The sequence below is a fragment of the Sulfitobacter sp. THAF37 genome (assembly GCF_009363555.1).
Lineage (GTDB): Bacteria > Pseudomonadota > Alphaproteobacteria > Rhodobacterales > Rhodobacteraceae > Sulfitobacter.
In genome coordinates, this window is record NZ_CP045372.1 from 297,410 (window position 1) to 311,716 (window position 14,307).

12 protein-coding genes are annotated in these 14,307 nt (G+C 65.6%); 4 read left to right on the forward strand and 8 right to left on the reverse strand.

Features of this window, described 5'->3' with window-relative positions; all coding sequences use genetic code 11:
* Positions 1–159: 159 nt before the first annotated feature.
* A complete protein-coding gene (locus FIU94_RS01500) occupies positions 160–915 on the reverse strand; it encodes a methyltransferase domain-containing protein (RefSeq protein WP_152464103.1) in 756 nt (251 codons plus the stop codon).
* A 64-nt stretch (positions 916–979) separates the two neighbouring features.
* Between FIU94_RS01500 and gloB the strand changes: the two genes are divergently transcribed.
* The 3 genes from gloB (at position 980) to FIU94_RS01515 (ending at position 5,272) form a co-directional block, all read left to right on the forward strand.
* Complete coding sequence (gene gloB / locus FIU94_RS01505) at positions 980–1,747, forward strand: hydroxyacylglutathione hydrolase (RefSeq protein ID WP_152464104.1); 768 nt, start codon at positions 980–982, stop codon at positions 1,745–1,747.
* 235 nt (positions 1,748–1,982) lie between these two features.
* A complete protein-coding gene (gene clpA / locus FIU94_RS01510) occupies positions 1,983–4,304 on the forward strand; it encodes an ATP-dependent Clp protease ATP-binding subunit ClpA (RefSeq protein ID WP_152464105.1) in 2,322 nt (773 codons plus the stop codon).
* Complete coding sequence (locus tag FIU94_RS01515) at positions 4,301–5,272, forward strand: M23 family metallopeptidase (RefSeq protein ID WP_152464106.1); 972 nt, start codon at positions 4,301–4,303, stop codon at positions 5,270–5,272. The genes clpA and FIU94_RS01515 overlap by 4 nt, the downstream gene beginning before the upstream one ends.
* Positions 5,273–5,283: 11 nt before the next feature.
* On the opposite strand, the gene FIU94_RS01520 is transcribed toward FIU94_RS01515, so the two are convergent.
* The 3 genes from FIU94_RS01520 to FIU94_RS01530 all read right to left on the reverse strand — a co-directional run bounded on the left by FIU94_RS01520 (position 5,284) and on the right by FIU94_RS01530 (position 8,961).
* Positions 5,284–7,158 carry a peptidoglycan -binding protein gene (locus FIU94_RS01520; RefSeq protein ID WP_152464107.1) on the reverse strand — a complete coding sequence of 625 codons (1,875 nt, stop codon included), beginning with the start codon at positions 7,156–7,158 and terminating at the stop codon, positions 5,284–5,286.
* A gap of 2 nt (positions 7,159–7,160) precedes the next feature.
* Positions 7,161–8,357 carry a biopolymer transporter ExbB gene (locus tag FIU94_RS01525; RefSeq protein WP_152464108.1) on the reverse strand — a complete coding sequence of 399 codons (1,197 nt, stop codon included), beginning with the start codon at positions 8,355–8,357 and terminating at the stop codon, positions 7,161–7,163.
* Positions 8,358–8,430: 73 nt separating this feature from the next.
* Positions 8,431–8,961: a gamma-glutamylcyclotransferase gene (locus tag FIU94_RS01530; protein ID WP_152464109.1), complete on the reverse strand. Its 531-nt coding sequence runs from the start codon at positions 8,959–8,961 to the stop codon at positions 8,431–8,433.
* A gap of 67 nt (positions 8,962–9,028) precedes the next feature.
* Between FIU94_RS01530 and FIU94_RS01535 the strand changes: the two genes are divergently transcribed.
* Positions 9,029–10,027: a DUF2125 domain-containing protein gene (locus tag FIU94_RS01535; RefSeq protein ID WP_172975827.1), complete on the forward strand. Its 999-nt coding sequence runs from the start codon at positions 9,029–9,031 to the stop codon at positions 10,025–10,027.
* Positions 10,028–10,030: 3 nt separating this feature from the next.
* Here the strand turns inward: FIU94_RS01535 and FIU94_RS01540 are convergent, their stop codons facing one another.
* From FIU94_RS01540 to FIU94_RS01555, 4 genes are all read right to left on the reverse strand, one after another.
* Positions 10,031–10,822: an extensin family protein gene (locus FIU94_RS01540; RefSeq protein WP_152464111.1), complete on the reverse strand. Its 792-nt coding sequence runs from the start codon at positions 10,820–10,822 to the stop codon at positions 10,031–10,033.
* Positions 10,819–11,739, reverse strand: coding sequence for a prephenate/arogenate dehydrogenase family protein (locus FIU94_RS01545; RefSeq protein ID WP_152464112.1), 921 nt, complete (start codon positions 11,737–11,739; stop codon positions 10,819–10,821). Before FIU94_RS01545 ends, FIU94_RS01540 begins: the two co-directional genes overlap by 4 nt.
* A complete protein-coding gene (hisC, locus tag FIU94_RS01550) occupies positions 11,732–12,823 on the reverse strand; it encodes a histidinol-phosphate transaminase (protein WP_152464113.1) in 1,092 nt (363 codons plus the stop codon). Before hisC ends, FIU94_RS01545 begins: the two co-directional genes overlap by 8 nt.
* Before the next feature lie 65 nt (positions 12,824–12,888).
* On the reverse strand, positions 12,889–14,307 hold the full coding sequence (locus FIU94_RS01555) for a homospermidine synthase (protein ID WP_152464114.1): 1,419 nt from the start codon (positions 14,305–14,307) through the stop codon (positions 12,889–12,891).

Sequence of the window (14,307 nt, forward strand, 5' to 3'; positions counted from 1 at the left end):
AGTCCCGGGGGGGCTTGAGGAGACGACAGCGACCCAGACGCAACCTTCGGCATGATCCTCCCGACAACCGGGGCGCGGCAGATCTGCACGATTCGGCTGTCGGCTGTGGCGGGACGAAAGATTGCCTCGATCGTCATCATCGCCCCCGCCGGAGGAGCGTCAGGCCCGGTGCGCGCGGGCGCTGCCCACGGCAGGTTCAGTCAGACCGTCCAGCACGCTGACACGCTTGCGCTGCCTCTGGGTCCGGCCCTTGGGCGGATAGACCTGCTTGGTCGCCTCCACCATGAAAGCGCCGCCCGCGAGGATCGTGGGCGTGTGGCGGCCGAAGCGTTCGAACAGGCCTGCGGACTTCATCCAGATCCGCTGCTGCGACGGTATCTGGTAGAGCGCGCCCACCTGCCGCTCGGGGATGAACTGATGCCTGCGCAGCTGCGCGTCCAGCTGCCCCGGCGAATACGGCCGCCCGTAGCCAAACGGCGTCCGGTCCCGTCGCGCCCAGAGGCCCGCGCGGTTCGGCACGATGAACAGCGCCTTGCCCCCCGGCCCCAGCACCCGCCAGCATTCCTCCAGCAGGTCCGAGGGCCGCTCGGACGTCTCAAGCCCGTGCAGCAGCACCAGCTTGTCCACGCGCCCGGTCTCCAGCGGCCAGAGGGTTTCTTCGGTCAGGACCGAGGTATTGGGCATGCCCGCGGGCCACGGCATGACGCCCTGTGGCGCGGGCATCAGCGTCATCACCCGCCGCGCCTCGGCCAGATAGGGCCGCAGCAGGGGCGCGGCGAAACCAAAGCCGACCACGGTCTGCCCCTTGGCCTCCGGCCAGAGGCCCAGCATTCGGGTCCGCAACGATTTCTGCGCGGCCCGCCCGAGCGTGCTGCGGTAGTAGAAGTTGCGCAGGTCCTGGACATCAAGATGCATTGCAGCCCATCGCGGTGAGTGTCACTCTGGTTCTGACCTTATCAACAGGAAAGAGGAATACACCATGCCCTTTGATCTGATTACCGTTCCCTGCCTGTCTGACAATTACGCCTATCTCCTGCATGACCGGAAAACCGGCGAGACCGCCTGCATTGACGTGCCGGAGGCCGGACCGATCAAGGCGGCGCTGGAGGATCACGGCTGGACCTTGTCGCAGGTCTGGCTGACGCACCATCACTGGGATCATGTGGACGGGTTGTCCGACCTGCTGGCCGACCACCATGCGTCGGTCGTGGGGGCGGCTGCGGACGCGCACCGGATGCCGGAACTGAACGTGTCGGTCAAGGAAGGCGACACCGTGAAACTGGGCGATCTGTCGGCACGGGTGATCGACGTGTCCGGGCATACCGTGGGCCATATCGCCTTTTACGTCGAAGCCGCCAACGCCGCCTTTACCGCCGACAGCCTGATGGCACTGGGCTGTGGCCGCCTGTTCGAGGGAACGCCGCAGCAGATGTGGGGCTCCATGCAGAAGCTGATGGAACTGCCTGCCGAGACCACCATTTGCTCTGGCCACGAATATACCGCATCCAACGCGAAATTCGCGCTGACCGTTGATCCGGAGAACTCAGCACTTATATCCAGGGCTGAAGCCGTCGAAGATGCCCGCGCCAAGGGCGTGCCGACGGTGCCGTCGAAACTTTCAACCGAACTCGAAACCAATCCCTTTCTGCGCCCCGCCGACCCCGGCATCCGCGCGACACTGGGGATGCCGGACGCCTCTGACAGCGATGTGTTTGCGGAAATCCGCAGGCGCAAGGACGACTTCTGACACCAAAGCGAGAGGCCCGCGGCGACACGCCTGCGGGGCCGCACGAGGTCCGTCAGCAATCCTGCCGCTTCTGACGCCAAAACACCGCGATCACGGCCTTTGTGAAGAAAATTCTCTAGAAAATGCTTGAAGCTGCGCCATGATCAACCAAACTCTAACAGTATGAGGCCATGGTCGGACCGGGGCCCTGTTATTCCACAGCACCCAGCCGACCCCGATCGAAAAGGAGCACCTCGTGCCTTCATTCTCTAATACGCTTGAGCAAGCAATCCATGCCGCGCTGGCCCTGGCCAACGCCCGGCGGCACGAATTCGCGACCCTTGAACACCTTCTCCTGGCCCTGATCGACGAACCCGACGCCGTTCAGGTGATGAAGGCATGTTCGGTCGATGTTTCGGAACTGCGCGACACACTGGTCGAATTCGTGGACGAGGACCTGAGCAACCTCGTCACCGATGTCGACGGATCAGAAGCCGTGCCGACCGCCGCCTTCCAGCGCGTGATTCAGCGCGCCGCAATCCATGTCCAGTCATCTGGCCGAACCGAAGTGACGGGCGCGAACGTGCTGGTCGCCATCTTTGCCGAGCGTGAATCGAACGCCGCCTACTTCCTGCAGGAACAGGACATGACCCGCTACGATGCGGTGAACTACATCGCGCACGGCGTGGCCAAGGACCCCGCCTATGGCGAACAGCGCCCCGTTGCGGGGGCCCCCGAGCACGAGGAAGAGGCCCAGGGCGTCACCGAGGGCGACAAGAAGGAATCCGCGCTGGCAAAGTACTGCGTGGATCTGAACGCGAAATCCCGCGAGGGCGACATCGACCCGCTGATCGGCCGCGAGTCCGAGGTGGAGCGTTGCATCCAGGTGCTGTGCCGCCGCCGCAAGAACAACCCGCTGCTGGTGGGCGACCCCGGCGTGGGCAAGACCGCCATCGCCGAGGGGCTGGCACGCAAGATCGTGGCCGGCGAAACCCCCGAGGTGCTTTCCAAGACCACCATCTACTCTCTCGACATGGGCGCGCTGCTGGCCGGTACACGCTATCGCGGCGATTTCGAGGAGCGGCTGAAGGCCGTCGTGGCCGAGCTGGAAGAGCACAAGGACGCGGTGTTGTTCATCGACGAAATCCACACGGTGATCGGTGCCGGGGCCACGTCGGGCGGCGCGATGGACGCGTCCAACCTGCTTAAACCCGCATTGGCGGGCGGCAAGCTGCGCACAATGGGATCCACCACCTACAAGGAGTTCCGCCAGCACTTCGAGAAGGACCGCGCGCTGAGCCGCCGCTTCCAGAAGATCGACGTCAACGAGCCTTCGGTGGAAGATGCCACCAAGATCCTCAAGGGTCTGAAACCCTATTTCGAGGAGCACCACAGCGTCAAATACACCACCGACGCGATCAAGACTTCGGTTGAGCTGGCACACCGCTACATCAACGACCGCAAACTGCCCGACAGCGCCATCGACGTAATCGACGAGGCCGGAGCGGCACAGCATCTGGTCGCCGCCTCCAAGCGGCGCAAGACCATCGGCACCAAGGAGGTCGAGGCCGTCGTGGCCAAGATTGCCCGCATCCCGCCCAAGAACGTGTCCAAGGACGACGTGGTGGTGCTGAAGGACCTGGAATCGTCGCTCAAGCGCGTGGTCTTTGGCCAGGACAAGGCGATCGAGGCGCTGTCATCTGCCATCAAACTGGCCCGCGCGGGCCTGCGCGAACCCGAAAAGCCCATCGGCAACTACCTTTTTGCCGGGCCGACCGGTGTGGGCAAGACGGAAGTGGCCAAACAGCTGGCGGATACGCTGGGGGTCGAATTGCTGCGCTTCGACATGTCCGAGTACATGGAGAAACATGCGGTGTCGCGTCTCATCGGCGCACCTCCGGGCTACGTCGGCTTTGACCAGGGCGGCATGCTGACCGACGGTGTCGATCAGCACCCGCACTGCGTGCTGCTGCTGGACGAGATGGAAAAGGCGCACCCGGATGTCTACAACATCCTGCTGCAGGTCATGGATCACGGCAAGCTGACCGATCACAACGGCCGGACCGTCGATTTCCGCAACGTGGTGCTGATCATGACCTCGAATGCCGGGGCGACCGAACAGGCGAAGGAAGCGATCGGCTTTGGCCGCGACCGCCGCACAGGCGAGGATACCGCCGCGATCGAGCGGACCTTCACACCTGAATTCCGCAACCGTCTGGACGCCGTGATCAGCTTTGGTCCGCTGCCGAAAGAGGTGATCCTGCGGGTGGTTGAAAAGTTCGTGCTGCAACTCGAAGCGCAGCTGATGGACCGCAACGTGACCATCGAGCTGAGCAAGAAAGCGGCAGAGTGGCTGGCCGACAAGGGCTACGACGACAAGATGGGTGCGCGCCCGCTGGGCCGCGTGATCCAGGAGCACATCAAGAAGCCCCTGGCCGAGGAACTGCTGTTCGGCAAACTGGCCAAGGGCGGCCTGGTGAAGGTCGGCGTCAAGAAGGGCGAACTGGACCTTCAGATCGTCAGCCCGGAAAACCCGCGCCTGTCGGGGAACAAACCGCCGCTTCTGACAGCGGAATGATCCTGAGAGGCGTCATTGCCATTGCCCTGCCCTTCGCCGGTCCTGCACTGGCGGAGGGTCTTCTTTTGCAGTCGCCCGTGGCCTGCGCGCCGACCGATAGCTGCTATATCCAGCAGTACATGGACCGCGACCCGGGTCCGGGCGCCGTCGACTTCACCTGCGCGGAACTGACCTACGACGGGCACAAGGGCACGGATTTCGCCCTGCCGACCCGCGCCGGGATGGCGGCGGGCGTCGATGTGATGGCCAGCGCCCCGGGCGTGGTCAGAGGCGTGCGCGACGGGATGGACGACACCGGCTACACCCCGGAACGCCGCGACGAACTGGCGGGCCGCGAATGCGGCAACGGCGTGGTGATCAGCCACGACAACGGCTGGGAGACCCAGTACTGCCACCTCAAACAAGGCTCCGTCACGGTCGTCAGCGGCCAGACGGTCGGTGCAGGCACCGTGCTGGGGCAGATCGGCCAGTCCGGCAACGCAGCCTTTCCGCATGTGCACCTTTCCGTCCGGGATGCCGACGGCACGCCGGTCGACCCCTTCGATCCCGACGGCAGGCTGGACTGCGACGACACGGCGGGCGAAACGCTCTGGGCGGACCCGCCCGCCTACCGTCCCGGCGGGCTGCTGACACTCGGGTTTTCGGATGCGATCCCCGATTATGCCCTGATCAAGGACGGCGATGCCGCCGCCGACAGCCTGCCCGTCAACGCTCCGGCGCTGGTGATTTTCGCCTATTTTTTCGGCCCGCGTGCGGGCGATACCCTGCGGCTCGACATCACCGGGCCCGAGGGCCAGGTCATCGCAGACGAGATCGCGCTGACGAGACCCCAGGCGCAGGCCTTTCGGGCGATCGGCAAAAGGCGCAGCAGCACGCCCTGGCCCGAAGGCAGCTACACCGGAACGGCAGAGCTGGTCCGCGACGGTACGGCGCTGGACAGCAGGACCGTGCAGATCACCCTGCGCTGAGCCGCGGCAGGTTACTTTTCAGTGAATTTCAGTTCGATCCGGCGGTTCTGTGCGCGGGCATCCTCGCTGTCGCCGGTGGCCACAGGCTGATACTGGCCAAAACCGTTCGCAGCCAGCCGGTCGGGCGCGATTCCCTGAGCGTTGATCATGTACTTTACAACCGATAGCGCCCGCGCCTGCGACAGCTCCCAGTTGTCCGCGAATTCGCCCAGACCGGACAGCGGCACATTGTCGGTATGCCCGTCCACGCGGATCACCCAGTCAATCTCCGGCGGGATGTCGTCGGCGATGGCGCGCAGGATGCCCGCCACCTTGGCGATCTCGCGTTCGCCATCGGGCGACAGTATCGCCCCACCCGGCGGAAACAGCACCTCGGAGGAAAAGACAAAGCGGTCGCCTTCGATCCGCACCCCTTCCTGCGCGCCCAGCAGATCGCGCAGACGGCCGAAGAATTCGGAACGATACTGCTCCAGGTCCTGGGTCTGCGCCTCAAGACGCGCACGCTCCGCCGCTTCCAACTCGGCCCGGCGGCGCTGTTCGGCGGCCACCCGAGCCAGCGCCGTGTTCAGCTCCGAACCCAGAGATTGCAGTTCAACCGCCTGCGCCGCGTCCCGCGCGACCGCGTCGTCCAGCAACGCCTGAAGGTTGCCAAGCTGCTGGCGCAGCGCCGCCACCTGCTGGTTGAGCAATTCCGTCTCACGTTGTGCCTTTGCGCTGGTGGACTTTTCCTCTGCCAGTGCCGACTGCGCCGTCGCCAGCAGGGCTGCGCGTTTCTCGGCCTCGGTGGTCGTGTCCTCTGCCAGGGTCTCTGCCGCCAGTTTTGCCGCCACGGCCTGGGCAAGCTGGTCCCGCAGGTCGTCGCGTTCCTGGGTCAGGGTCTCTGTGGTGTCATCCATCCGGGCCTGCAGGGCATCAATCTCGGCGCGCAATTCCGCCGCGGTTTGCTGCGCCTGAGATCCTTCCGCCGCTTGCGTCTCGGCTTCTTCCAGTTGCAACAGCGTCCGGCTCAGCCGGGCATCAAGGTCCTTTTCAGCCGCGCGCGCCGCCGCCAGCAGGGTCAGGGTATCTTCGGCCTTGCGGCGCTGTTCCTCCAGCGCGAGTGTCATCGCGGTCAGTTCGGCGTCCGCGTTCTCCAGCCGGTCGCGCAGCAGGTCGGCAGCCGCCGCTTCGGCCAGACGCGCTGCCTCTTCCTCGCTCAGCGCCGCCTCGGCCTCCGCCACCTGCTGCGTCAGGTCATCGACCTCGCCCTCGGCTTCGGCGTTGCGGGCGCGCAGATCCGCGACCAGGGCATCCAGCGCCTCGCGACGTGATGCGGCAAGGCGCGCCGCCTCGGCCTGTGCGTCCACTTCCTCCCGCGCACTGGCCAGCGCCAGATTCAGCGCCTCCTGTTCGCTCAGAAGTTCGGCCTGCCGCTCTTGCAGCGCCGCCTCGGACTGTTCCAGCGTCGCCACCTGCCCCAACGCATCGTCGCGGGCCGAAATCAGCGCCGCGACCTGCGCCTCGAAACTGCTGATCCGGGTACGTGCCGCATCCAGTGCCTCGGCCTGGCTGTCACGCTCGCTGGTCAGAGAGGCGATCAGCGCGGTCTGCTGGCTGATCTGGTCCTGCGCGTCGTTCAGCGTGGCGTTCAGCGCCCCCAGCCGCGCCTCAAGCTGCGCGTTCGACCGTTCCTCCACCCCCAGCGCCTGGGCCAGCGCGGCGATTTCCCCGGACAGCTGGTCAAGCTCGCTTTCCTGTCCGGTGATCCGTTCCGTCAGAACGAATTGCACGACCATGAAAATGGTCAGGACGAACATCAGCACCAGCAAGAGACCGGTCATCGCATCCACGAAACCGGGCCAGATCGACCCCTGAAAACGTGAGCCTGTCCGTCGGGACAATGCCATGATCAGCTCTCATCCGGGGTATCTGGTGTGCGCATCCGACGCGGCAGCGACGCAGGCCGCCCGCCTGAGACCGCCTTGGCCAACAAAGAGATGTCGTGGCGCAGTTCCGCCATGGTTTCCTGCCGACCGGCGGAAATTTCTTCGAGTATGCGCAGCATCTGAACGTCGATGGACCGCAGGCGCATGCGGCTTTCTGCGTCGATGCCATCGCCGCCGGTCTTTTCCAGCGTCCCGATCAGCCGTTCCTGCCCCTCCGCGATGCGCTCCAGCGCGGCGGCAGAGGCATCGCGCCCCTCCATCCGCGTTGTCATGCGGTCCACCGCATCGGCCAGCTTGCCCAGCTTTTCATCCACCATCGACCGGCTGATGTCGGACTGGGTGTACATCTGTTGCAGGCTTTGCATCTGCTCTGCCATGTGGTCGACCACGCCCGCCATCATCTGTTGATCGCTGCTGGCGTCGTCGCCGGCAGAAAAGCCGACGCGGGTGATGGAGCTTAGCCAGTCTTCGAGTTCCTGATAGAACCGGTTCTGCCCGTGCCCCGCGAAAAGCTCCAGCAGCCCCACCACCAGCGACCCCGCGAGGCCCAGCAATGACGACCCAAAGGCGACGCCCATACCGCCAAGCTGTGCCTCCAGACCCGTCATCAGGCGGTTAAAGACATTCACGCCGCCCTCGCCTTCCGACGGGGCCAGACTGCGGATGGTATCCACCACCGCCGGAACAGTGGTGGCAAGCCCGTAGAAGGTCCCCAGAAGGCCGAGGAAAATCAGCATGTTGACGATGTAGCGCGTGATCTCGCGCGCCTCGTCGACGCGGGTGGCAACGGAATCCAGGATCGACCGGGTCGATGTCGCGCTGACCTGCATCCGCGCACCGCGTGTCCGCAAAAGCTGCGCCAGCGGCGCCAGCAGCTGCGGCGCAACCGTGTCCGGGTCGGGCTTGTCCGAGGCGAAGTTTTCGATCCAGCGGACCGAGCCGATCAGCTGAAAGACCTGATAGAAACAGGCCAGCACACCGATGACGAAGACAAATACAATGACCCCGTTCAGATAGGGGTTGGCGACGAAGATCGGGAAAACAGACGGCAGGGCAAGAAAGCCGCCCACGGCGGTCAGGGCCAGCACCACCAGCATCAGGGTGATCTGGCGGACCGGTTGGGAAAACTGTGGTGTCGTTGCGCGGTCTGGCTGCGCCATCAGGGCTTGCTCCCGACCCTTTTTCCTGCTCTCGCCGGTGTTTATACCGGATTTGCCGCGTCGTGCCATGTAATTATGAGGTCAGGTGCCTCACCCTTTCGTGCAGCCAGTCCAGTTCGGGGTCCTGCAGGCCGATCTCGGCCAGGTGGCTGGCGGTGTTGTAAAGGTATTCCGGATTCGGGCCGCGCCCGCCGACAGCCCGCGCGATGATCTGCGCCTGTTCCTCTAGCGGCAGCCCCCCGCAATATTGTTCGTGAGTCTCGTCGATGACGTATACCACCGCGCGCACCCGCCTGCCGTCCTCCAGATCCACATCCAGGTTCTTTTCCAGATAGGCAGAGGAGATCAGTTCCCGTTCGCGCAGGTACGCCAGCGTCGCCGCTTCCTGCCCCGGTGCCACGCGCAGGGCGATGCCGGTGCAGGCGCGGTCCGGTTGTTCGTCAAGCGCAAGGACCAGTCCGGGTTCCTCGACGCTGCCGCGATGGTGGATCGACCGCATGCAAAAGGACCGCGCGTATCCCGGCAAAGTGCCGATCACGCTTTCCGCCACGTCGAACCCCGGATTCCACAACAGCGACCCGTATCCGAACACCCACATTTCCATCTGGCTGGTCCTTTCGCTTTGACCCCGGTAAACCGCATCGGCAAGACGAATGAAAGGGGTCTCTTGGATGCGCAGGCTGCTGATATCGCTGATATCGCTCGCCCTCTTGTGGTGCCTGTGGTGGGCGGCGGCCAGTTACGGGCTGCGCGAGGGGGTGACGGCGCTGCTGCGGGACCGCCGCGCGGCGGGCTGGCAGGCGGAGGCGGGGATCGTGCAATCAGGCTTCCCGCTGCACCTCGGGACGACGCTGGAGGGGCTGACGCTTTCGGACCCTGCAGCCGGCAACGCGCTGACAGCAGAGCGGGTCGACCTGTCGGCGCCCGCATGGTGGCCCGGCTACGTGACGATGAAGGTTCCCGAAACGCCGATGACGATCACGCTGTCCGGCCAGCCATTCCGCCTGCGCGCGCAGGACGCCGCCCTGGGGCTGAGGCTGTATCCGGGCCCGGCGCTGGCGCTGGAACGCGCGGAAGTCGAAGGCGGAGAGTTCCTGCTGAGCACAGCGCAGGGGGCCTTGCTGAGCGGGGACGGCCTGTCGCTGAGCGCGACCCGGGAAACGGATGACCCGCGCTATGCCCTTCGGCTGGAGACGCGGGCGGTTTCCCCCGGAGATGTCACCCGCGGCCTGCTGAACCTGCCCGACGACTGGCCACGCGCGTTCGATGCGCTGGCGCTGAACGGCACGGTCGAATTTGACCGCCCGCTGGACCGCAGGCTGCTGAACGGCCCTACGCCGCAGCCCCGCCTGATCGTCCTCGACAGCGTCGATCTGCGCTGGGGCGCGCTGGAGATTGGCGGCGAAGGCCGCGTGTCGGTGGATGAGCGGGGCATTCCCACCGGCGACGTGGTCCTGCGCCTCGCCCAATGGCAGCGGGTGCTGGACCTGGTCTCGGAGACCGGCATGCTGACCCCGACACAGCGCAGCCAGGCCCAGCTGTTGATGGGGGGGCTGGCCAATATCGGGGGGCAGAACGGCGATCTGCAGGTTACGCTGTCCTTTGCCGACGGGCAGATGTCGCTTGGCCCGATCCAGCTTGGCCCGGCACCCCGCATCGTGCTGCGGTAGATCTCAGCGGCAGTAGCTGCCGGACCGATAGCGTGCCGTGTCGAAATGGAAATGGTCGCGATGGAACTTGTTGGCGTCTGGACCCAGCACCGTACCGAAGGGGCCGCAGGCGGCCTGGTGCATCCGGCGCAGCGCCGTCGAATAGCCGCGTGCATTCCAGCCCCGAAGCACGCTGACCTCGTGACCGTCGTTCAGCACAAAGCCGGAAATGTCGATCGCCCGGCCCTTGCCGTGCTCGGATATCTTGGCGCCCTTCTGGTTGTTCCGCCCCCGGCAGGCGTAATGCGCGGCGACACGGATGGAGCGCAGCCCGCCCCCCTTGCCTGCGAGCGCCGGTTTGGCGGCACGGTCCATCCAGACCTTCAACGCATTGGCGGTGGTACAATCCATCACCGCGCCGGTGCTGAGCCTGACACCCGACACCGCACGGACCTTTACGGCGTTCTCCACGCCGCAGCCGCGCAAATTGCCCCGGACGCGGCCCACCGCCTCGCCCTGGATCGCCAGATCACCGCAGACCGCCCCCTTTCTCAGCAGGGCGCGCTGCTCGCGGGCGGCTTTTTCGACCTTTCGGGACCGGAAGAGCGGGCGCAATGACCTGAACAGGCCCCGGCGTTCGGGTTCGGCCTGCTCGGCAAGGACCAGCCCGCCCGCGGCATCGGCAGAGCTGACCGGCGCGGCGGGCACGGCAGGTGCCGCGCGTGGCACCGGGCGCAGCGAACCATCCGGGGCCTGCGCATGCGTGAGCGTGGCCATCGCCACCACGACGCATGCGGCCACCCCGAACCGTTTCATTTCTTGCCTCCTCCCCGGCCGAAATCAGGCGCATCCGTGTCCTGCCCCGCTTCGATGATCCCTTTGCGGATCGCGCGGGTGCGGGTGAAATAATCGTGCAGATGCGCGCCATCACCCTGCCGGATCGCCCGCTGCAGGGCAAACAACTCTTCCGTGAAGCGCCCCAGGATCTCCAGCGTGGCGTCCTTGTTCGACAGGAACACGTCGCGCCACATGGTCGGGTCCGAGGCTGCAATGCGCGTGAAATCACGGAAACCGCCGGCGGAGTATTTGATGACCTCACTGTCGGTGACTCGGCGCAGATCGTCGGCGACGCCCACCATCGTATAGGCGATCAGGTGGGGCGCATGGCTGGTCACGGCAAGGACGCGGTCGTGATGTTCGGCGTCCATCTCATCCACATTGGCGCCGCAGCCTTCCCAGAAGCGGCGCAGCCGGTCGACGGCGGCGGGGTCCGTGTCCGGCACCGGCACCAGCAGGCACCAGCGGTTGTCGAAGAGCTCGGCAAAGCCCGACCGGGGGCCGGAATGTTCGGTTCCCGCCAAAGGGTGGCCGGGGACGAAATGCACCCCCTCGGGGATGTGGGGCCCCACCGTGGCGATGACGTCGCCCTTGACCGAACCGACGTCGGTCACTGTGGCACCGGGCTTGAGTCTGGGGGCGATTTCGGCGGCAACGTCCCCCATGACGCCCACCGGCACGCAGAGCACGACAAGGTCCGCGCCCTCCACCGCCTCGGCAAGGCTGTCGCAGACACGGTCGCACAGGCCGATCTCCCGTGCGGTATCGCGGGTTTCGGCGGAGCGGGCATAGCCCGTGACCTCGCCCGCGAGCCCGGCGCGGCGCATGGCCCAGAACATCGAAGACGCGATCAGCCCCAGACCGACGAGCGCCACGCGATCGTAGATTTCAGCCATGCGCCTCACCATTCTTGAACTGGCGGACCGCGTGAACCACCCTGCGGCAGGACGGTTCGTCGCCCACGGTGATCCGTAGGCAGTGCGGCAGGTTGTAGTTCGCGGAGGGTCGCACCAGCAAACCCTGCGCCGTCAGATGTGCGTTGCAGGCGGCGGCCTCTTCGGGACCGGAGAAGCGGGCCAGCACGAAGTTGGTCAGCGACACGTCCGAAGGAACGCCGATTTCGGCCAGCGCATCGGCCATCCAGCTGCGCATCCGCGCGTTTTCGGCCCGGCAATGGTCGACATAGGCGACATCGCGGATCGCGGCCTCTGCCGCGTCCAGCGCCGCCTGGGACAGGTTGAACGGCCCCCGGACGCGGTTCAGCACGTCGATCACGTGACGCGGCCCGTAGCCCCAGCCGACCCGGAGGCCACCCAGACCGTAGATCTTGGAAAAGGTCCGGGTCATGATGACGTTCTCGCGCGTCTCGACCAGAGAAGCGCCGCCGTCGTAGCCATCGACATATTCCGCATAGGCCCCGTCAAGCACCAGCAGCGCCTGCGGCGGCAGGGCATCCGCCAGCCGCGCCACTTCGCCCGGAGCGATCATGGTGGCGGTCGGGTTGTTGGGATTTGCGATGAACACCAGTGCCGTCTTTGGCCCGCAGGCAGCCAGGATATTGTCGACGTCGGTCACGCGCTCGCGTTCGCGGACCTCGACCGGGGTGGCCCCTGCAGCCAATGCGTTGATCTTGTACATGCCAAAGCCGTGTTCGGTATGTATCACCTCTCCGCCCGGACCGGCGTAGGCCTGGCACAGCAGCGCGATGATCTCGTCCGACCCGGCGCCGCAGATGATATTGTCGGCCTCCAGGTCCAAAACCTCGGCGATGGCCTGCCGCAGGCCCGCGTGATCGGTGGAAGGATAGCGGTGCAGGGTAAAGGCCGCCCTGCGGAACGCTTCCATCGCCGCTTCGGACGGACCCAGAGGGTTTTCGTTGGAGCTGAGCTTGACCACATTCTGGACACCGGCCACATGGCTCGCCCCGCCCTTGTAGAGCTCGATGTCCATGATGCCGGGCTGCGGCGAAATCTGTGTCATGTGGCGCACTCCATACTGATGGCCCACCTTCTAGCGGCCCGTCAGGGCCTGCACCACCGGTTTCGTCAGCTGGCCAGCACGTTGCGGAAGAGCCAGGGATCGCTCTCGTCGATGTCCTCGGGGAAAAGCTCCCACCGGTTCTGCAGCGGCGTCCAGTCCGTGTAATGCGCCTCGACCGGGCCAAGGTAGGGACGCTGGACCTCAAGGCAGCGGGCATGATCCATCTCGTCCGTCTCGACGATGCCGGCGGTCGGGTTCTCCAGCGCCCAGACCATCCCGGCCAGCACGGCGGAGCTGACCTGCAACCCGGTCGCGTTCTGATAGGGGGCGAGTTCGACCGCTTCGGCGTTGCTGAGACGGGAGCCGTACCAGAGCGCATTCTTTTCGTGGCCATAAAGCAGCACGCCCAGCTCGTCGATGCCTTCGCTGATCTCGTCCGGCTCCATGATGTGGTGCTTGGTCTGCGTCACGCCCGAGCCGAACATCTCGTGCAGGGACAGCACCGCGTCGTCGGACGGGTGATAGGCGTAGTGGCAGGTGGGGCGGAACTCCGGCGCGGCGGCCTCGCCCACGGTGTAGTAATCCGATATCGACACGGCCTCGTTATGGGTCACGAGAAAGCCAAACTGCGGCCCCGGCGTGGGGCACCAGGTGTGAACCCGTGTGATCGCGCCGGGACGTTCGAACCAGATCGCCGCCTGACAGCCGCTGTCATAGCTGTGCGCGTTCTCGGGCATCCAGGTCTCATGCGTGCCCCAGCCCAGTTCGGCAGGCTGGAACCCTTCGGCGATGAAACCCTCCACCGACCAGGTATTGACGAAGGTCCCGCGGGGGCGGGGCATGCGGCGGGCCTGCGTGTCGCGCTCGGCGATGTGCACGCCCTTGACCCCCAGAGACTGCATCAGCGTCGCCCAGCCCGCGCGCGTTTCCGGCGTGGTCAGGTCCCTGCCCGTGTCGCGCGCCAGCGTCAGCAGCGCCTCTTTCACGAACCAGCTGACCATCCCCGGATTGGCCCCGCAGCAGGACACGGCCGTCGGGCCGCCGGGGTTGGCCGCGGCCTCATCCCGGACCCGCTGGCGCAGGGCGTAGTTCGTCCGCTCCGCGTTGTTCTGGGTTTCGAAGTAGAACCCTTCCCACGGCTCCACCACCGTGTCGATATAGAGCACCCCCAGCTCGCGGCAGTATTTCATGATATCCAGGCTGGAGGTATCCACGCTGAGGTTCACACAGAACCCCTTGCCATCCTTGAACAGGTCGCCCAGCAGGTCGCGGTAATTATCCCGCGTGACCTTTTCAGCGATGTGGCGGATCTTGCGCTGGCTGAGAAAGGTGTGCACGCCTGCGTCCGGCTCGATCACCACCAGCTGATCGGCGTCGTAATCGAAATGCCGTTCGATCAGAGGCAGCGTGCCCCGCCCGATGGAGCCGAAGCCGATGATCACGACGGGGCCGTCGATGCGCCCGTAGGTGGGGTATGTTGTCAT

Bases quoted from the DNA above. Each gene is read 5' to 3' on its own strand.
- FIU94_RS01530 (WP_152464109.1), bottom strand. From the start codon at position 8,961: ATGGAAATGTGGGTGTTCGGATACGGGTCGCTGTTGTGGAATCCGGGG.
- FIU94_RS01545 (WP_152464112.1), bottom strand. From the start codon at position 11,739: ATGGCTGAAATCTACGATCGCGTGGCGCTCGTCGGTCTGGGGCTGATC.
- FIU94_RS01540 (WP_152464111.1), bottom strand. From the start codon at position 10,822: ATGAAACGGTTCGGGGTGGCCGCATGCGTCGTGGTGGCGATGGCCACG.
- FIU94_RS01515 (WP_152464106.1), top strand. From the start codon at position 4,301: ATGATCCTGAGAGGCGTCATTGCCATTGCCCTGCCCTTCGCCGGTCCT.
- FIU94_RS01500 (WP_152464103.1), bottom strand. From the start codon at position 915: ATGCATCTTGATGTCCAGGACCTGCGCAACTTCTACTACCGCAGCACG.
- FIU94_RS01555 (WP_152464114.1), bottom strand. From the start codon at position 14,307: ATGACAACATACCCCACCTACGGGCGCATCGACGGCCCCGTCGTGATC.
- FIU94_RS01520 (WP_152464107.1), bottom strand. From the start codon at position 7,158: ATGGCATTGTCCCGACGGACAGGCTCACGTTTTCAGGGGTCGATCTGG.
- FIU94_RS01535 (WP_172975827.1), top strand. From the start codon at position 9,029: ATGCGCAGGCTGCTGATATCGCTGATATCGCTCGCCCTCTTGTGGTGC.
- hisC (WP_152464113.1), bottom strand. From the start codon at position 12,823: ATGACACAGATTTCGCCGCAGCCCGGCATCATGGACATCGAGCTCTAC.
- gloB (WP_152464104.1), top strand. From the start codon at position 980: ATGCCCTTTGATCTGATTACCGTTCCCTGCCTGTCTGACAATTACGCC.
- FIU94_RS01525 (WP_152464108.1), bottom strand. From the start codon at position 8,357: ATGGCGCAGCCAGACCGCGCAACGACACCACAGTTTTCCCAACCGGTC.